17 protein-coding genes are annotated in these 18838 nt (G+C 70.8%); 6 read left to right on the forward strand and 11 right to left on the reverse strand.

The genetic code is table 11. The features are described 5' to 3' along the window. Positions 1–13 precede the first annotated feature (13 nt). The 5 genes from CP978_RS33825 to CP978_RS33845 all read right to left on the reverse strand — a co-directional run bounded on the left by CP978_RS33825 (position 14) and on the right by CP978_RS33845 (position 4325). Complete coding sequence (locus CP978_RS33825; protein WP_043447431.1) at positions 14–613, reverse strand: hypothetical protein; 600 nt, start codon at positions 611–613, stop codon at positions 14–16. Beyond that, positions 610–1923: a DUF7224 domain-containing protein gene (locus CP978_RS33830; RefSeq protein ID WP_043447434.1), complete on the reverse strand. Its 1314-nt coding sequence runs from the start codon at positions 1921–1923 to the stop codon at positions 610–612. Before CP978_RS33830 ends, CP978_RS33825 begins: the two co-directional genes overlap by 4 nt. Next, a complete protein-coding gene (locus tag CP978_RS33835) occupies positions 1923–2669 on the reverse strand; it encodes an ATP-binding cassette domain-containing protein (protein WP_043447437.1) in 747 nt (248 codons plus the stop codon). The genes CP978_RS33830 and CP978_RS33835 overlap by 1 nt, the downstream gene beginning before the upstream one ends. 68 nt (positions 2670–2737) lie before the next feature. Next, positions 2738–3676 carry an NADP-dependent oxidoreductase gene (locus CP978_RS33840; RefSeq protein ID WP_221501031.1) on the reverse strand — a complete coding sequence of 313 codons (939 nt, stop codon included), beginning with the start codon at positions 3674–3676 and terminating at the stop codon, positions 2738–2740. 34 nt (positions 3677–3710) lie between these two features. Further along, on the reverse strand, positions 3711–4325 hold the full coding sequence (locus tag CP978_RS33845) for a TetR/AcrR family transcriptional regulator (protein WP_043447440.1): 615 nt from the start codon (positions 4323–4325) through the stop codon (positions 3711–3713). Positions 4326–4578: 253 nt separating this feature from the next. On the opposite strand from CP978_RS33845, the gene CP978_RS33850 reads away from it, so the two are divergent. Genes CP978_RS33850 through CP978_RS33860 form a run of 3 tightly spaced genes read left to right on the forward strand, consistent with a single transcriptional unit; the run spans position 4579 to position 7741 of the window. Further along, positions 4579–5121, forward strand: a complete 543-nt coding sequence (locus tag CP978_RS33850) for a PadR family transcriptional regulator (protein WP_043447444.1) — start codon at positions 4579–4581, stop codon at positions 5119–5121. Then, a complete protein-coding gene (locus CP978_RS33855; RefSeq protein WP_043447447.1) occupies positions 5118–5963 on the forward strand; it encodes an ABC transporter ATP-binding protein in 846 nt (281 codons plus the stop codon). The genes CP978_RS33850 and CP978_RS33855 overlap by 4 nt, the downstream gene beginning before the upstream one ends. Before the next feature lie 2 nt (positions 5964–5965). Beyond that, entirely contained in the window at positions 5966–7741 is a 1776-nt protein-coding gene (locus CP978_RS33860; protein ID WP_043447450.1) for an ABC transporter permease, read from the forward strand. Positions 7742–7880: 139 nt separating this feature from the next. Here the strand turns inward: CP978_RS33860 and CP978_RS33865 are convergent, their stop codons facing one another. Next, positions 7881–8342 (reverse strand): MarR family winged helix-turn-helix transcriptional regulator, encoded by a 462-nt coding sequence (locus tag CP978_RS33865; protein ID WP_043447453.1) that lies wholly within the window; start codon positions 8340–8342, stop codon positions 7881–7883. Between the two features lie 64 nt (positions 8343–8406). On the opposite strand from CP978_RS33865, the gene CP978_RS33870 reads away from it, so the two are divergent. Next, positions 8407–8775: a VOC family protein gene (locus tag CP978_RS33870; RefSeq protein WP_043447455.1), complete on the forward strand. Its 369-nt coding sequence runs from the start codon at positions 8407–8409 to the stop codon at positions 8773–8775. A gap of 199 nt (positions 8776–8974) precedes the next feature. Here the strand turns inward: CP978_RS33870 and CP978_RS33875 are convergent, their stop codons facing one another. From CP978_RS33875 to CP978_RS33895, 5 genes are all read right to left on the reverse strand, one after another. Continuing rightward, positions 8975–9901: an ROK family protein gene (locus tag CP978_RS33875; RefSeq protein WP_221501819.1), complete on the reverse strand. Its 927-nt coding sequence runs from the start codon at positions 9899–9901 to the stop codon at positions 8975–8977. 62 nt (positions 9902–9963) lie between these two features. Then, complete coding sequence (locus CP978_RS33880; protein ID WP_043447458.1) at positions 9964–11742, reverse strand: dipeptide ABC transporter ATP-binding protein; 1779 nt, start codon at positions 11740–11742, stop codon at positions 9964–9966. Continuing rightward, positions 11739–12638 carry an ABC transporter permease gene (locus CP978_RS33885; RefSeq protein WP_150478360.1) on the reverse strand — a complete coding sequence of 300 codons (900 nt, stop codon included), beginning with the start codon at positions 12636–12638 and terminating at the stop codon, positions 11739–11741. Before CP978_RS33885 ends, CP978_RS33880 begins: the two co-directional genes overlap by 4 nt. Continuing rightward, the gene (locus CP978_RS33890) at positions 12635–13594 is read right to left on the reverse strand and encodes an ABC transporter permease (protein WP_043447462.1); all 960 of its coding nucleotides are present in this window, start codon (positions 13592–13594) and stop codon (positions 12635–12637) included. Before CP978_RS33890 ends, CP978_RS33885 begins: the two co-directional genes overlap by 4 nt. Positions 13595–13770: 176 nt before the next feature. Further along, the gene (locus CP978_RS33895) at positions 13771–15588 is read right to left on the reverse strand and encodes a peptide ABC transporter substrate-binding protein (RefSeq protein ID WP_043447464.1); all 1818 of its coding nucleotides are present in this window, start codon (positions 15586–15588) and stop codon (positions 13771–13773) included. Positions 15589–15908: 320 nt separating this feature from the next. Here CP978_RS33895 and CP978_RS33900 point away from each other — a divergent pair, with 320 nt between their 5' ends. Continuing rightward, on the forward strand, positions 15909–17186 hold the full coding sequence (locus CP978_RS33900; RefSeq protein ID WP_079162452.1) for an ROK family transcriptional regulator: 1278 nt from the start codon (positions 15909–15911) through the stop codon (positions 17184–17186). An 82-nt stretch (positions 17187–17268) separates the two neighbouring features. After that, a complete protein-coding gene (locus tag CP978_RS33905; protein WP_043447467.1) occupies positions 17269–18792 on the forward strand; it encodes a M81 family metallopeptidase in 1524 nt (507 codons plus the stop codon). Positions 18793–18838: the final 46 nt, after the last annotated feature.

Consider the following 18838-nt stretch of genomic DNA (forward strand, 5'->3'; position numbering starts at 1 on the left):
ATATGTCGCACCGTCACGAGTGGCCGGGAAAGTCTCCTCGGGCCGTGCGGTACAGGCCGATCATGAGGAGGGCGGCGGAGCCCGCCCAGGAGAGGACGTCGGAGGGCTGTGCCGCGGGCCAGGCCCACCAGTGTGCCGCCTGTCCCGGTCCGTAGCCGAAGACCGAGACGGTCAGGGCGAGCAGCGTGGGGATCACTGTGGAAGCGTGGTTTCCGAGGACTGTTCTGCCGATGAGAGCGAGCCCGGTGTAGCAGGCCAGATTGCGGACGGCGGACTCAGCGAGGAAGCCGTCGACGCCGCTGATCCATCCTGCTGCGACCGGGGTCGCCACAGCGGCCGTTGCCGCCACCACCGCGAGGGCGAGCAGGGAATCGCGAACGGCGACGCGTCGTACCGCCGTCGCCTCGACGGGGGTGGGCGTGCCGTAGCAGGCGTTGAGGGCGATGGCCGGTGCCAGCGGGGCGAAGAGAACGAACGGGACGCTCGCCGATGTCGCTCCGCCCAGTTGGGGCAGCGGAAGGCTGGTGTTCCCGACGGCGAGCGTCGTCATCCAGAACCCGGCGGTGACGACCGCGAGGAGGACCGTGCGCCGGGTGTAAAGCCACCAGGTCATCGTGGCAGGCACCGCGCCCGGGCGAGGGTGGACCGGTACCAGTTCTTCTGGCTGGTCACGCTGCCGTGGAGGACATCCGCGACAGGCCCCCAGGTCTGTGGGTCGGTTCGACGTCGGGCTTCCTGTGGGCTCATGCCTGCGCGAACGGAGAGCCAGATGCGGAGTTCTTCCTCGGACGCGAAAGCCTGTTGTGCCGCTTTGGCCGGGTCGGCCGGACAGTCTGTGTCGCTCTCGATGCCCGGGTCGTCGACCAGGACCGTGGTGAGGTCGGCGGTGATACCGGCCATGATGTCCTGGCCGGTGAAGCCGGGGTCCTGCTTGACCGTGACGGTCCATTGCGTCCGGCTCGGGTGCCGGTTGCTTTCGGTGACGACCGCCGGTGGAGTCACTCCCGCGAGACGGAGGCGTGCGACCGCCGCGCTGACCGTACGGGCCGTCTCGGTGAGGCGGGATGCGTGTTCGGGCCAGACGCACACCCGGGTGTCCTGGGAATCGGCGCAGATCAGGTCGGACGCGGGACGCGGGCGAACCGCGTCGGGGCCGAATGTGTTCACCAGGCTGACGCCCCCGGCAGTGGTGGCCATGGCGGCGATCACCGCCAATGCGGCACCCGCGTAGGGGACGGAGTCGGGCAGGCCCCCCAGACGGGGGGTGCCCCGGGACACGGCCGCCGCGGCGACTGCCAGGCCGGCCAGGCCGACAGCCACCAGCGCGGGTGCCAGGATCCCTTTCGGGTCGACTGCGGTGGTGCTCATGCAGCAGCCGGCGGCCGGCCGAGTGAGATGCCGCAGCCACAGGGGCTCCAGCGCGGGCGGATACACGTTCCACAGATAGTCGCCGACGAGGACCACCGGGACGGCGGCCACGGCGGGCAACCACATGCCGAGCGCGTAACCGGCGACGACATGGGCGCATACGACGACACCGGCCGAGGCGATGATCCTGGCATCCGGCCACCCGGGAGCCGACTCCATCCGCAGGCGAGCGACCGCGACTGCCACCGCGAGGGCGAGAAGACCCAACAGTACGACCGGCACCAGGGATGCCCCGGCGATCTGCCACCCGCTGCGGGCCGGGGTCCCGTCCCCGATCTTGGCTCGGCGGAGCCTGCCGGCTTCCCACGCCGCACACGCCGCGGTCACCGGGGCGATGAAGTTCAGAGCGGTGACCGCCCCGGCGGTGGCCGCGGGCCAGTAGCCGTCCAGATCACCGGAGACATAATCCGAGGACACATGGAGGACCACGATGCAGAGAAGCAGGGGAGCAGCGAGCACAGCCGAGTTGGCGCGCGGGTGCACACGGAACAGCACTATGCCTCGCCCCCGTCGAGAACCGCAGCATAGGCGCCCTCCGCGAGCCGGCCCGAGGCGGTGTCAGTCGGGGCCAGGGCATGGAATTCCGCGACCGTACCGCTGAACCGGACCGTCCCGTCCGACAGGACCACCACATGGTCGTAGACCTCGGACAGGTCCTCGGTCTGGTGTGTGGAGACGACGATGTCGGCATCCTCGGAGAGCTGCTCGACGACCTTCCGGAACGTGCCCCGCTGCGCGGGGTCGAGACCTGCCGTCGGCTCGTCCATCAGAACAAGCCGCGACGAGTGAACCAGCGTCTGCGCCACACCCACCCGGCGCAGTTGTCCACCGGACAGCGAGGACGCCTGCTGTCCCGCCTTCTTGGCGAGTCCGACCCGACCGAGTGCCTCCAGCGCTCCGTCCCACGCGTCGCGTCGTGACATGCCCTTGAGCCAGCCGGCATAGGCGACCTGCTCCTGACAGGTCATACCTGGAACGGGAGTGATGTGCTGGGGCATCCACCCCACTTGGCGTCGATAGGCGCGCAGTTGGGAGCGCACGGCGGGGTCGAGTCCGGCGAAGGAGACGGTGCCGGAGCGAGGCTTCAAGGCCGAGGCGGCAAGAGCCAGCAGCGTGGTCTTGCCCGCACCGTTGGGCCCGAGCAACACGGTACGGCCCGGGGGGAAGGCGAAGCTGAGTCCGTCAAGGACGACCGGGCCTCGCCGGTACTGGTAGGTGCAGGAGTCGAACTCGACAGACACAGCCTCAGGGCCTTCTTCAGGAGAACGTCGTTCCTACAGTGCGCTGCTCAGCCGGCTCGACCGGCCGGTCAGTTGTCGAACTCCAGGACGAGCCGCCCGCGCCTGCCTCGCTCCTCGAGCTTATGGTGGGCGCCCGAGGCTTGCTCCGCGGGGAGTACTCCGGCCACGCGGACGGTGAGCCGTCCGCTGCCCGCGAGGTCGCTCAGCCGGTCGAGCTTGTCGCCCGCCTCCACATAGTCGCGGACGAAGATCGGTGTGACGTGCACGCGGTCGGTTCCGTCGCCCTGGTAGCCACGAACCGTGACGACGGTGCCGCCGTCCTTGACCGCGGGCAGCGCGGCCGAATCGAGTACGGCGCAGTCGACGAGCCCGTCCACGCCGGCCGGGTGGCGGCGGCGGATCTCGGCCGCGAAGTCGTCCTCCCGCGGCACGATCTCGTCGGCGCCGCAGGCACGGACGAACGCCTCGTCCTGTCGGCCGGCGTCCGCGATCACGATCAGCCCTGCCAGCTTGGCGAGTTGGATGACGTACCCACCCACCGTCCCGGCCGCTCCGGACACCGCGACCGAGGCCCCGGCCGGGAGTGCCAGCGTGTCGAGCGCGAGTTGGGCCGTAAGACCGTTCATCGGGACGGTGGCTGCCTGGGTCTGCGAGAGTCCTGCCGGGACCTTCGCGACCGAACCCGACGGTACGACGAGGTCGGACCGGTAACCGCCGTGCTCGCCCGAAGGCACCACGATGGCCATGACCGCGTCCCCGGGCTCGAAGGGCCGGTCGACGTCGGGGCCGATCTCCGTGATCACGCCGGCGACCTCCATGCCCGGGACCCGCACGACGTCCGCCTCGTCCTGCCGAGGGCGGGAGCGGATCACGGCATCGGCCGGGTTGACAGTGGCACAGCCGACCCGGATCCTGACCTGTCCGGGGCCGAGTGGTTCGGCGGCCGGCCGGAGCTCTTCGAGCGCGTCCGGGCCGCCCGGTTGCCTCACTCCGATTGCGTGCACCATGGTGTCGACTCCATGTCGTTCGCGGTGGGTTGGTTCAACGGGAGGGATTCGGCCGCGAGACGGGGGCCTTGAGCCCTTCCAGGAGCAAGGTGCACACCTCGTCGAGTTCCGTGCCGATGCCCGGGTTCTGCCACTCGGACGCGTGAGCGATGTGGTTGAACCGGGCCGTGGCATGGAAGACGGTGCGTGCGGTCGCGGCCGGATCACCGCATGCGAAGCTGCCGTCCGACGCACCGGCGGCGACGATGACCTCCAGTTGGTGCAGCAGATCAGCGATGTGCTCGGCGGCGACGCTGCTGTGCGCGGCTGCCAGGGCTCCATAGGCCGCGAACAGTTCCGGATCCTCGCGGATCTTGGTCTGCTTCACGGTCAGTACCGCCATGAGCCAGGTCCGGAGCCGTTGGGGCGGCGGGAGGGCGGTGTCATGGGCGATTGCGGCCAGGGTGTCCCGGTTCTGGTTCAGCCACCGTCGGGTCACGGCCTCGCGCAGTGCCTGCTTGGAGGCGAAGTGCTTATAGACAGCGGCGTGGCTGACGCCGAGCGCCCGGGAGACATCGACGACCGTGGCCTTGGCCGGCCCGTGGCGGCGCAAGATCTCTTCGGTGGCCGCCAGAATGCGGTCCGGATTCAGGGGTACGCCTGCGGGCATCAGCGGTCACCGTCCCAGACCGACCGATGGCACGCGCAACTCCGCGCCCAGCGTTGTCCGTTCCATGGATCGAACGCTAGGCCGCACAGGTTACAGATGTCAAATTCTGTAACCGGGGCACTCTCGCGCCGCCCCGTCGAAGTCCCTCCAGTGCGACGGTCGTTGGCTCAGCCGCCGCATGATCCGACGCAACGGTTTGACGGCCCAAAGGATAACCGTTAACTATTGACCGTCGGCGGAGGAGGGGCGGGCCGTGCAGGACGTGGTGTTGGCGTTGTTGGTCAAGGAGCCGTTGCACGGCTATGACCTGCGCAGGCGGTTGGCCGCGGCGCTCGGGCCGCTGGGGGAGACGCTGAACGCGGGGCGGATCTATGTGACGCTCACCCGGCTGGAGAAGGCCGGCCTGGTCGTCCTGGAGCGTGAGGATCTGCCGGTGCGTGGCCCGCGGCGCAAGGTGTACGGGCTGACCGCGGCCGGGCAGCAGCGGGTGGCCGCATGGATGGCCGAAGGCGTCGGCGCCAGGGCGGATGTCACGGAGTTCCATCTGAAGCTGGTGGCCGCCGCCGAGTCGGGACTGGCCGATCCCCTCGCACTCGTGGACGCGCAGCGGCGGGAGCTGATGCGCGACCTGGCCGAGGCCCAGCGTGCCGCCCTCGCCCACGACACGGACTCGGAGGCCGGACTGCTCCTGGAGGGCATCGCCCTCCGGCTGCAGGCCGATCTGCGCTGGCTTCAGGCGTGCGAGCGGACCTGGTCGGCCCGCACCCCGCGTGAGAAAGGCGGAGGAAACGGATGATGAGAGTCGGTCAGCGGGCCGGGGGCCGGTCGCAGCAGAGGGGTACGGATGGCGGTCCGGACGTGCGTGATGCCGGCAGCCGACCTGGTGAGACGGCCGGGCCGGTACTGCGGGCGGTCGGCCTGACGCGCGTCTTCGGTCAGGACGAGAGCCTGGTGTGGGCGGTCGACGGGGTGGACCTCGATGTTCCCGCCGGGCAGACGCTCGCCGTGACCGGGCCCAGCGGCTGCGGCAAGTCGACGCTGCTGCAGCTCCTCGGCGGTCTTGACCGGCCCACCGACGGCGAGGTGTGGCTCGGCGGACGGCGCATCGACCACCTCGGCGAACGCGCGCTGGCCGCGCTGCGGCGCCGGACCGTCGGCTTTGTGTTCCAGGACTTCCATCTGATGGACGAGCTGACCGCGACGGAGAACGTCGAGCTGCCCGCACTGCTCGCCGGAGCCTCCCCGCGCGCCGCCCGCCACCGCGCCGCCGGCCTCCTCGAACGGGTCGGGCTCGCCGACCGGGCCCGGCATCTGCCCTCGGAGCTCTCCGGCGGGCAGCGGCAGCGGGTCGCCATCGCCCGCGCCCTGGTCAACGAGCCGCTGCTGGTCCTCGCGGACGAGCCCACCGGCAACCTCGACAGTGCCGCCACCCACGACATCCTCCGCCTCTTCGACGAACTGCGCGCCGCCGGTCAGACCCTGGTCATGGTCACCCATGACGAGCGCGTCGCCGCCACGGCGGACCGCATCGTCACCCTGCGCGACGGAACGCTGGCCGACATCACCCCCTTGGACGGCGACGGCCGTGGCGACGGCGGTGGCACAGGGCTGGGCGCGCTGCTGAGCTGGGAGGACTGACCGTGGGACACCTGCTGCTGACAGGGCGTCTGATCCTGCACGACATGCGCCGCCGTCCCGGCGAGTCCCTCATGTTCCTGCTCGCCGTCACCCTCGCCACCTCCGCCCTCACCCTTGGACTCGCGACCAACGACGCCGTGGCCACCGGGTACGCGAAGACCCGCGCGGCCACCGCCGGGCCCGACATCACCGCCATCACGACGGCCTCGGACCCGTCCGCCCTGGCCGAACGCCTCGCGCACACACCCGGCGTGGCCGCCCAGGCCGACCCGGTCTTCGCATTCGACACCACCATCGGGGCGCACGGCCGGACCGCGCACTCCTCGGTCGAGGGGCGCGACAGCTCGCCGTCCGCGGTGGACCGCCCACTGGTGACCTCCGGTACCTGGGTGCGTGCCGGTGGCGCGGTCGTCGAACGCGGCTTCGCGCAGGCGCTCGGCGTGCGCGTCGGCGACCGCGTCACCGTCGGTGAGCGCGGCTATCCGGTCGTCGGGATCGCGATCAGCGCGGCCACCCCGGTGTATCCATGGAGCGACTGGGCCCAGGGACCGGGCCCGAGCGACTACGGCGGCAGGATCTGGCTCACCACCGCCGACATCCGCGCCACAGCCGGCGACACCCCCGGTGTCCACCTGATCCACCTGAAACTGACCGACCCCACCGCGACCCGTCGCTGGCTCGACACCGCCTTCACCCCCGAGAACAGGGACGACTTCTGGGTCAACACCCACGACTGGCAGACCGTCCTCCAGACGGACACGAACATGATCGAGGACACCCAGCCGGCCCTGGTCGTCGGCGGCTGGCTCCTCGCGGTCGCCGCGACCGTCACCCTCGCCGCGCTGGCCACCGTACGCTCTGCCCGCGACAACCGGCGTGCCGGACTGCTCAAGGCCGTCGGCGCGGGCCCCGGAACCGTCACCGCCGTACTGCTGGCGCAGTACCTGCTGCTGACCTGCCTGGCCACCGCGCTGGGACTGGCCGCTGGGACGCTGGCCGCGCCCGAGCTGGTCGACCCCAGTGCCGGCCTGCTCGACACGGTGAGCCCGCCGGACTCCGGCACCGTTCTCGCCGCGGTCCTCCTCGCCGTCGTGGTCGCCGTGACCGGTGCGCTCGGCCCCGCCGTGCGTGCCGCGCGCACCAGCACCGTGCAGGCCGTGGTCGACCCGGCGCACCTGCTCACACACCACCCGCACCTGAACGCCGTGACGGCGTATCTGCCGACGCCGCTGCTGCTCGGCGTCCGGCTGCTCGCCCGCCGGCCCGGCCGCGCCGTCCTCGCCTCCGCCGGCACGGCCGCCACCACCGTCATGGTCACCGCGCTGCTCACCTGGCACACCGAACTCGACGCGGCTCCCGACTTCAAGCGGTTCGGCCCCATCGAAGTGCGGACCGACCAGACCGGCCAGGTGCTGCTCGCCGTCACCGTCGCGCTGGTGGCGTTGTCCACGCTCAACGCCGTGCTTCTCGGCCGGAGCACCGCGATGCAGGCCCGGCGCGCCCTGACCATCGCCCGTACCCTCGGTGCCACACCCGGCCAGGTCGTCTCGGCGCTCTGTGTCGCGCAACTCCTGCCTGCCGTGCCCGGAGTGGCGGTGGGCATTCCGGCCGGGCTGGGCCTGTACTGGCTCTTCGGCACGCAGATCACGCCCCCGGGAACGTGGCTGCTCAGCGCCGCCCTCGGCGTACTGCTCGCCGTCGGGGTGCTGACCGCGTTGCCCGCCTGGATTCACACCCGCAGTCCGGCCGGGCGCACCCTCAACGCCCCAGCCGCCTGACGGACCTTCACCAGGCCGGCCGAACCGCCCTGGGCCGGCCGGTCTTGCCGCCGAAAGGGTGGAGGCCCAGGAAGTCGATGTGCCGGTCCTTTCCGCACCCATGTGAGCAGGGCCACGGCAAACGCGCATTCCGGAGCAGTCACGTCGCCGATGCGGGCGGTTCGGTCAGTGAGGCGATGCATGTGGTGAGCAGGCGCCGCATCTGAGCTTGTTCGTCGGCATCCAGATCGGCCAGCATGTCCTGCTCGACGCGGCGAACCGCGGCGCTGGCCACCTCGAGCTGGGCGCGCCCACGATCGGTCAGCTCGGTGGGCAGGGCCCTGCCCACGGGTGCCCGTGCCGGGCGGATGACGAGTCCCTGGCGTTCGAGGGCCTGCAGAAGCACATTCATCGACTGCCGGGTGACGAACGCGCCGCGGGCGAGCTCGGAGTTCGACAGGCCCGTTCGCTGGGCCAGCAGCTCCAGGCAGGAGTAGTGGGTGATCGTCATGCCGAGCGGACTCAGCACGGCCTCCAGGGCGGAGTGCAGAGCGCTCGACGCCGCCTTCAGCATGTACCCCAGTGATGTGTCCAGCTCGACTCCGGGCTCACCTTGACTCATGTCAGCAGTCTGACATACGTTGCGGCATGTCAGAAGACTGACATGCGATGAGGAGGCAAAAATCATGGCCGTCACCGGACCCGACTTCATTTCACTGCAGGTGCGCGACCTGGAGCGCTCCGCCGTTTTCTACGAGCAGTACCTGGGGCTGAAGCGCTCTGACGCAGGACCGCCGCACGCTGTCGTGTTCGACACCAAGCCGATCGCGTTCGCCGTCCGCGACGTCGTCGCGGGCGTCGACCTGGACACGATCGCGCAGCCGGGCCAGGGGATGGCGCTGTGGCTGCACGCCCCCGACGCGCAGGACATCCACGACGCCCTCGTCGCCGCCGGCACGACGATCGTCTCAGCGCCCGTCGACGGGCCGTTCGGCCGCACCTTCACGTTCGCGGACCCCGACGGCTACCAGGTGACCCTCCACGACCGTGGTTGAGCGGGGCGGTCTGGTCGGGGACGGGGACGGAGACGGGGACGGCCTGCGGCCGGGTGTGCTGACAGCGGATCACTCTGTCGGTGTCGCGCACCCGGACCGCCATGTCGAAGTGGTCCAACGGGTCGGACCCGGGAGATTTGGCACCCCATGGCCCCGTGGATCTGTGATCCTTCGACCCCGTCGCCCCGTCGCCCCGCACCTACGCCGTCGCCGTCGCCGTCACCCCCGTGCCCAGTTCCCGTCGGGCGCGGGCGGCGGCGCCGACCGGGACGGCGTCGGAGGCCAGGGCGGCCTTGACCAGGCGGACGGGGTGGCCGCTGACCGGGGGATCGGCGGCGAGGGCGGACAGGACGACGGGCTCCAGCAGGGGCCAGGCGCGGCTGACGCCGCCGCCGACGACCACCGTGGTGATGTCGACGACGCCCGCCGTGATCACGATCGCCCGGGCGATGCCCTCTCCCGCGGCGCGGTACACCGCGAGAGCGTCCTCGTCGCCCCGGACGGCGGCCCCGGCGACCTCGCGGGCGGTGAGGTGCCGGCCGGTGCGGTCGGCGTAACGAGCCCCGATGGAGCGGCCGGAGGCCAACGTCTCCAGATGGCCGCGGCCGCCGCAGGAGCAGGGCAGGTCACCGAAGCCGGGGATGTGGCCGATCTCGCCGGCCGCGCCGTGCGGACCCGTGTACAGGGCGCCGTCGGTCCACAGGGCGCCGCCGACGCCGGTCCCCAGGGTCATGCCGAGGACGTCGGTCTCGCCGCGCACCGCTCCGCCGTAGACCTCCCCGTAGAGGAAGGCGTTGACGTCGTTGTCCAGGAAGGCCGGGACACCGAGGGCCTCCTCGACGGCGGCGGTGACGGCGAAGCCGGCCCAGCCGCGAAAGGAGTCGCTGGCGACCAGGATGCGGCCGTTCGCGGAGTCCACCACCCCGGCGGCACCGATTCCGGCGCCCACCAGGCGGCCCGGGGTACGGGCCAGCAGCGGGGCGAGCGCCTCGAGCGCGGCGCCGACCATGGCCCGGCCGCCCTCCTGCGCCGGGGTGGCGGTCTCCGCGCGGTCGAGGACGGTCAGGTCGTCGGAGCAGAGCACCACCTGGGTGGTGGTGCCGCCGATGTCGATGCCGGCGAACAGCGGCCGGAGAGTGCTGGGAATGGCGGAGTCCTGCGGGGTGTGGGGGGAGGGTGGAGGGCTGGTCACGCCTGGGCCTCCGTACGGCCGGCCGCGAGAGTGGCCAGGCGTTCGGCTCTGCGGCCCCGCTGCACCACCGGATCGGGCACCGGTACGGCGGCCAGCAGACGGCGGGTGTAGTCGGTCTCCGGATGCAGCAGGGTCGTCCCGGTGGAGCCCTGCTCCTCGATGCGGCCGGCGCGCATCACGACGACGCGCTGCGCGAAGTGCTGCACCACGGCGAGGTCGTGGGAGACGAACAGGCAGGCGAAGCCCAGTTCGCCCTGGAGCTCGGCGATGACCTCCAGGACCGCTTCCTGCACGCTCACATCGAGCGCGCTGGTGGGTTCGTCGGCGACCAGCAGCCGGGGTTCCAGGACCAGGGCGCGGGCCAGGCTGACCCGCTGGCGCTGTCCGCCGGAAAGTTCGCGGGGGGCGCGCCGGGCGAGTTCGCGTGGCAGCCGGACCCGGTCGAGGACGGCGGCCACCTTGGCCTGCCGGTCCTTGGCGGACAGATCGTGACGGTGTACCCGGAGCGGTTCGGCGATGCACTCGCCGACGGTCATACGGGCGTCGAGCGAGGCCACCGGGTCCTGGAGGACGACACCGATGCCGGAGCGCAGGGCGCGGCGGGCCCGCGCGCGGGTGCGGCCGAGGTCGGTGCCGAAGAGGGAGACGGTGCCGGAGGTGGGCGGGATCAGGCCGAGCGCGACCCGGGCAGCGGTCGACTTCCCGGAGCCGGACTCGCCGACCAGACCCACGGTCTCCGCCGGCCCGACCTGGAACGACACTCCGTCGAGAGCGCGTACGGCGGCCCTGCCACGGCCGAACACCACGCTGATGTCACGCAGTTCGACCACCGGCTCGCTCCCGGGCCGGTCGGTCCCGGCGGGCGGGGCCGACGGCTCGGCCGCGGAACGGTTCGTCCCTGCCGGCACGGACCCGGCAGGCCGGCCGGTGCCGTCCGCGGTCCCGGCGACGGACAGCCGGGGCACGGCGGCCAGCAGACGCCGGGTGTAGTCGTGGGAGGGGCGCAGCAGGACGTCCTCGACCGATCCGGTCTCCACGATCTCGCCGTGATACATGACGGCGACCCGGTCCGCGAAGTCGGCGACGACGCCCATGTTGTGGGTGACGAGCAGCACACCGGTGCCGGTCTCGGCGGCGAGCCGCCGCAGCAGATCGAGGATCTCGGCCTGCACGGTCACATCGAGGGCGGTGGTCGGCTCGTCGGCGATGAGCAGGACGGGCTCGTTGGCGATGGCCATGGCGATCACGACCCGCTGGCGCTGTCCGCCGGAGAGCTGGAACGGGTAGGCGTGGGCGCGCTTCTCCGGTTCGGGGATGCCGACCCTGCGCAGCAGTTCGACGGCCTCGGCGGCGGCTTCCTTGGCGGACACCTCGCGGTGGTTGCGGATCACCTCGGTGATCTGCTTCCCGATCCGGGTGAGCGGGTCGAGTGCGGTGGCCGGCTCCTGGAACACCATGGAGACGGTCTTGCCGCGCAGTGCCGCGAGGCCGTTCTCCGAGGCGCCCACGATCTGGGTGCCGGCGATGACGGCGCTGCCGGTGGCGCGGGCGTTCCCGGCGAGCAGGCCCATCGCGGCGAGCGCGACGGTCGACTTGCCGGAGCCGGACTCGCCGACCAGGGCCAGCGTCTCGCCCGGTCGGACCTGGAGGGACACACCCTTGACCGCGGGTACGTCGCCGGTCTCGGTGGTGAAGACGACGCCGAGGTCGTCGAGTTCGAGGATCGGGCCGGACACCGCGGTGCGGGCGGCGGAGCCCTTGGTGGTGGCGGTCATCCGCGTCCCCTCACATCGAATGCGTCGCGGAGTCCGTCCCCGATCGCGTTGAACGCCCACACCACCAGGATGATGGCCAGGCCGGGCGGCAGGATGAGCCACCAGTAGCCGGAGTAGGCGGCGGTGAGACCGGCGGAGAGCATGCCGCCCCAGTCGGTCTGCGGCGGCCGGACTCCCATGCCCAGATAGGAGACATAGGCGACCAGCAGGATGGCGTCGGCGACCTGAAAGGTCGCGGCGACGATGATGGTCGAGACCGAGTTCGGCAGGATGTGACGCAGGATGGCCCGGGCGTGCGTGCCGCCGATGGCGCGCAGGGTCAGGACGTAGTCCCGGTTCTTCAGGGTCAGGGTCTCGGCGCGGACCAGCCGGGACGGCACCAGCCAGGACACCAGGCCCAGGATGAGGACGAGACCGGTCAGGCCCGGCGTGGTGATGGCGGAGACCACCAGCAGGATGAACAGCGCGGGGATGGCGATGCCGGCGTCGACGATCCGCATCATCACGGCGTCGATCCAGCCGCCCGCGTAACCGGCGGCGGCGCCCCACAGGGTGCCGATGACGGTGGCGAGGACGCCCGCGGCGAGGCCGACGATCAGGGAGACCTTGCCGCCGTACATCAGCCGGCCCAGCTCGTCGTGTCCGACGGCGTCGGTGCCGAGCCAGTGCGCTCCGCTGGGGGCGAGGTTGACCTGCTGGAGCAGGGTGTGGGTCTGGTCGGTGGAGTACACCAGCGGACCGACGAAGCAGAACAGGAAGAAGAAGGCCACGACGCCCAGTCCGACGACGGCCAGCTTGTTGCGCAGAAAACGGCGGACGGCGAGCCGTACGCCGGAGGCCTCACGCGGCGCGGCGGCCTTCGTCGGGGCCATGTCCGGCTGGATGACGGCGCTCATGCCCGGCCTGCCTTCACTCGGGGGTCGATGATCCGCTGGACGATGTCGGCGAGCAGGGTGCCGACGACGGTGGCGACGGCGATCACCAGGACGCAGCCCAGCAGGACCGGGTAGTCGGAGGACTGCGCCGCGGTCCAGAACAGCAGCCCCATGCCGGGGTAGTTGAAGAGCTGCTCGACGACCAGGGCACCGCCGAAGAGCACCGGCACGTAGTAGCCGAGCATGGCGACCACGGGCGTCAGCGAGTTGCGGAACACATGCCGCCACAGGATGGCGTGGGAGCGGGAGCCGCCCGCCCTGGCCGTGCGGACGTAGTCCTCGGAGAGGTTCTCCAGGGTGGCCGACCGCATGTAGCGGCTGAACACCGCGACCATGGAGGCCGCGCCCGCGACCACCGGCAGCACCAGGGCCTGCGGGTCGGAGAGCACCTGGCCCAGCGTCTCGCCCTGCGGAGCCTGCGACGGGAACCACGCCAGCATCTGGCTGAAGACCAGCACCAGGATCAGCCCGAGGAAGTACACGGGCGTGGAGTACGCGATGAAGCTCAGCGTGGTGATGACGTAGTCCACCGGCTTGTTGCGGCGCATGGCCTGCCACATGCCCAGCGGGATCGCCAGGACGAGGCCGACGAGCGCCGACAGCACGGTGAGGACCAGGGTCTTCGGCAGCCGCTCGGTGATGAGCTGGGAGACCGGCTCGTTGAGGGTGTACGAGGTTCCGAGGTCCCCGTGCAGCAGCTGGCCGAGGTAGTAGAAGTACTGCACGGGCAGGGACTTGTCGAGGCCCTGTTCGTGGTTGAAGCGGGCGATCTGCTGTGCGGTGGCCTGCGGTCCGAGGATCCCGCGTGCGGGGCCTCCGGGCAGCGCGTGCAGCAGGCCGAAGACGACGATCGTCACGATGACGATCACCGCGACGGCCTGGAGGACGCGTCTGATCAGGTACGAGGGAGTGCTCATATGTGTTCCGGTCGCTTCGTCTCTGTGGTGCGCTCGGGTGTCACCTGGACATGGACGTCACTGCGACGTGGGTGTCGGTGCGGCGAGTGCCGGTGCGGCGGTGCCGATGTGGTGCGGACGCGCGGGCCCCGGGCAACCGACAGGCTGCCGTCGGCCCGCGCGGACACCGACCGGGCTTACTTGGTCCACTTCCACATGGCGGGGTGGAAGTTGGCGAGGGAGTCCTGGGCGAAGCCGCCGAGGCCGTCCTTGACCACGGAGATCTGGTAGTCGGGCTCCGGCAGCCAGATCACGGGGAGGTCCTTGGCGAGCGCGGCGCTGTACTTCTGCACCGCCTCGTTCGAGGAGGACGTGGTGGTCTCGTTGATCAGCTTGTCGACCTCGGCGTTGGAGTAGCTGCCGAAGTTGGAGCCGCCGCCGGTGGCGAAGAGCGAGTCACCGCTCGGGTAGGCGGGGAAGTACCAGCTGCCCGCGGTGCCGAAGAAGGACAGCTGCCACTTGCAGCCCGACTCGTCGGCGGTGCACTGGCCGGACTGCGACAGGACGGAGTTGACCGGGGCGGTCTTGATGCCGAACTTGATGCCGGTCTTCGCGAACGACGACTGCAGCGCGCTCATCATGTTGTCGGTCACGGTGGAGCCGGACTGGGACAGCACCTCCATCTCGAACTTGGTGCCCTTGGCGACGCCCGCGCCGCACTGGTTGTCGCCGCTGCCGGGGCCGGTGCACACCATGGTGCCGCCCTGCTCGGTCCAACCGTGGTCGGTGAGCAGCTTCTTCGCCTTGGCGGTGTCGAACGGGTACGGGTTGTTCTTCTGCTCCGGGGAGACGAAGGACGACTCCTGGCCCTGCGGGATCGGGCCGTAGGTGGAGACGGCGGTGCCGTTGAAGACCACCTTGGAGAGGGTGGTCTGGTCCACCGACATCTGGATCGCCTGGCGGGCGTACAGCTGCTTGAACACCGGGCCCATGGCCGGGTTGTTGAAGTTGTACGGCATGTAGGTGATCGCCCAGCCGGTCCACGGCTTCACCGAATAGCCCTTGGCCTTGAAGGACGACTCCTGGCTCAGATCGGTGGCGTTGATGTAGCCGTAGTCGACGGTGCCCGCGCGGAGGGCGTTCTCCTCGGCGTCGGTGGTGGTGAACGGCAGCAGATTGACGTTCTTGATGTTGGCCTTGCCGCCGCCGTCGTACTTCGCGTTGGCGGTCAGCTCCACCTTGCCCGCGGTGGAGAACGACTTGATGGTGTACGGGCCGCTGACCGTCTTCCACAGCGGGTCGGTCGCATAGCCGGAGATCTTCTTGGCGGCGTTGTTGAGGTACGTCCAGACCTTCTTGGCGCCGACGGCGGTGCGGTCCAGGTCGGAGACGGCGCCGGAGTCGCTGGTCTTGTCCCAGACGTGCTGCGGCATCGTGCGGATCATGCTCAGCTCGTTGGCGAGCATCCACTCCTGGTTGTACGCCTTGTCGAAGGTGATCGTGAAATGCGTGTCGTCGATCGTCTTGAAGGAGGTCCAGTTGTCCGGCGCCTTGCCCGGGCTGTAGCTTGCCCAGTCCGCCTTGTTGGCCTTGACCAGGTTGAACCAGAACTCCACGTCGCGCGAGGTGATCTGCTTGCCGTCGCTCCAGTGACGATCGCCGAGGGTGATCGTCACGCTCTTGCTGTCCGCGGCGAACTTCGCGTCGGTGGCCAGCGAGTTGTCCTTGTTCCAGCCGACCGTGCCGGTGGAACCGTCGTATGCGATCAGCGGCTCCCAGACGGCCTGGGATATGGAGGCGTTGTTGGTGTTCAGGTGCGAGGCGGTGCCGACCGGAAGGATCCAGTTCGGCGTGAAGTTCGCCGGCAGGGCGTAGTTGATGGTGTCCGACGACGCCGAGCCCGAGGACGACGAGCCACCGCCGCCGGAACAGCCGGTGAGCAGCGCGCCGGTGGTGACGACGGCACCCGCGACGAGGGCCCAGCGGCGGCCGGCCGCCGTGTGAGCAAGGAACATGACTCTCCTCAGAGTGAAAGGACCCGCATACATCCCGGGAGGACCCGGGCCGGCGCCGCGGGATCGGCGCTGTGTATGGCGACATACAACGACGGACGCGCCGAACAAACAAACAAGATTTAGTAAAAAGTAAGTTTCTGCAGTTTCGATAAAAGTCACAGTCAGCCACTTCAGGCGCCTTGAGTGGTGTCTATGTACTGATTTGAGGCGATTTAACTGTGCGCTGACGCTGTCCACTTCCTTCACGGAGGCTGTTCCCTGCCCGCCGGGACGGGCGTACTGTCTCCGTCACATCCACCATTGCGGAAGTTACTTCGTACATGACTGAAATAAGTCCACGGGACCGCAGGACCACCAAGGGCGTGTCCCTGAAGGGTGCGACGTCGAAGGGCACCGCGCAGAAGGGCACGACCATCGCCGCGCGGGTCCTCGAACTCGTCGCCTCGGGCCAGGCCACGTCCCGCGCCGAACTCGCGCAACTCCTCGGCACGGCTCCCTCCACCATCTCCCTCACCGTGGCCCAGCTGGTCGAGCGCGGGCTCATCGCCGAGGAGGGCACCCACTCCTCCACCGGCGGCCGCCCCCGCAGGGTGCTCAGGGCGGGCAGCAACGACGAGTACGCCGTCGCCGCCGACGTCGGCGGCCGCCATGCCCGGATCGGTGTGGTGCTCCCGGGCGGCGGTGTCCGTGACGTCGCCAACGTCCCGTTCGAGATCGCCGACGGTCCCGAGGCCGCCCTGCCGAGGCTCGCCGAGCACCTGGAGTCCCTCGCCGAGCTGCGTGGACGCGACCGGCTCCGGGGTGTCGGGCTCTCCCTGCCCGGGCCGGTGGACGTCGCCGCCGGCGCCGTCGTCCAGCCGTCCCGGATGCTCGGCTGGAACCGCTTCCCGGCCGCCGCCTGGCTGGAGGAGCGCTTCGGGGTCCCGGCCGTCGTCGACAACGACGCCAACTGCATGGCGGTCGGCGAGCAGAGCGTCAGGCCCGCCGAACACCGGCAGTCGATCATGGTGAAGATCGGCTCGGCGATCGGTGCCGGCGTCATCGCCGACGGCCGTCTCTACCGGGGCGCCCGCGGAGCTGCCGGCGACATCACCCACATCCGCCTCGACGGCGGCGCCGACATCCCCTGCTCCTGCGGCAACACCGGCTGTCTGGAGACCGTGGCGTCCGGCGCCGCGCTCGTGCGCATCCTGCGCGAACGCGGTCTCGACGTCGCGGGCCCCGAGGACGTGGTGCGGCTCGTCACCGACGCCGACCCGGAGGCCACCCGAGCCGTCCGCAGGGCCGGCGACCACCTCGGCCGGGTACTCGCCGCCAACGTCAACTTCTTCAACCCGGACGCCGTCTATCTCGGTGGCATCCTCTCCACCCTCGAGCCGTTCGTCGCCGCGGTGCGCAGCCAGCTCTACGAGAGCTGCCACCCGCTGGTGACCGAACATCTCACCATCGAGCGGGCCATGCTCGGCGCCGACGCCGGACTGGTCGGCGCCGGACTGTTCGCCCTGCAGCACGCCCTGGCCCGCGCCCTGGGTGACGCCGGGGGCATCGGCGCCGGCACGGACCGATTCCGTACCGCCGCGCCCCCCGGAAGGGGCTGACGCCCGCTCACAAAGACCCGCACCGGGTGAACTCCCGCCCCGGGCCGTACCGCCCACTCCGCACCACCCCGCACGAGGAGCCATGTCCCACACCCGCACCGCCGTCGCCCGTCCGGTCATCGCCGTCGCCGGCCTCGGCATCGAGTCCTCCACCTTCTCCCCGGCCCGCACCGAGGCCCCCGCCTTCCACCCCTCGCGCGGCACCGAGGTCCTCGACCGGTACCCGTTCCTCGCGCCCGGCGAGGAACTGCGCGAGGCCGCCGAATGGCACGGCGCCCTGGTCGGCAAGTCACTGCCCGGCGGCACCGTCACCGCCGCCGCCTGGACCGCGCTCACCGACGAGCTGATCGAACGCCTCGCCGCGCTGCCCCGGTTGGACGGCCTGTGGTACGACATCCACGGCGCCATGACCGTGGAGGGGATCGACGACGCCGAGGCCGTGCTGCTGGAACGCATCCGCGCCACCGTAGGCCCCGACGTGATCGTCTCCACCTCGATGGACCTGCACGGCAACGTCTCCCGGGAACTCGTCCACGGCAGCGATCTGATCACCTGCTACCGGATGGCCCCGCACGAGGACCACATGGAGACCAAGGAGCGCGCCGTCCGCAACCTGGTCGACCTGCTGGTGTCCGGTGCCCCCCGCCCGGTCAAGGCATGGGTGCCGGTCCCGGTGCTGCTGGCCGGCGAGCAGACCTCCACCCGGATCGAACCCGCGAAGAGCGTGTACGCGGCGGTCGACGAGGTCGAGGCCGCCGACGGCGTGACGGACGCCGCCGTCTGGGTCGGCTACGCCTGGGCCGACGAACCCCGCAACCGCGCCGTCGTGGTCGTCACCGGCGACGACACGGCGGCGGTCTCGGCCGGGGCCGAACGCCTCGCCCGGGGCTTCTGGAACGCCCGCCACGACTTCGACTTCGTCGCCCCGACCGGCACCTACGACGAACTCCTCGACGAGGCCCTCGCCTCCGACCAGCGGCCGTACTTCATCAGCGACACCGGCGACAACCCCACGGCGGGTGGCGCCGGTGACGTCACCTGGGGCCTGACCCGGCTGCTCGAGCGCCCCGAGTTCCAGAAGGAGGACGGGCCGACCGTCCTCTACGCCTCGGTGCCGGGCCCCGCCGCGATCGAGACCGCCGTCGCCGCCGGGCTCGGCGCCACCGTCACCGTCACCGCCGGCGCCGAGGTCGACGACCGGCACGCCGGCCCCGTCACGCTCACCGGTGTGGTCCACTCGATCCGGCACGGCGACCGGGACGCGAAGACCGAGGTCGTCATCCGGGTCGGCAGTGTGTACGCGATCCTCACCAGGCTGCGGAAGCCCTACCACCACGAGCACGACTTCACCGACCTCGACCTCGACCCGCGCTCCGCCGACATCGTGATCGTCAAGATCGGCTATCTGGAGCCCGAGCTGTTCGACATGTCGGTGGGCTGGAAGATGGCCCTCACTCCCGGCGGTGTCGACCAGGACCTGGTGCGCCTCGGTCACCGCCGCATCCGCCGCCCGATGTTCCCCTTCGACCCCGACATGGCCGACCCGGACCTGACGGCCCGTGTCATCCCGGCCTCCGACCAGCCGCTCACCGGGGACGACGAGTGACCGACCGCACTTCCCGGCCCCTCGGCCCGCCCCGAACCAGCGGGGC

Origin of the sequence: Streptomyces nodosus, from assembly GCF_008704995.1 — a bacterium.
GTDB classification, from domain to species: domain Bacteria; phylum Actinomycetota; class Actinomycetes; order Streptomycetales; family Streptomycetaceae; genus Streptomyces; species Streptomyces nodosus.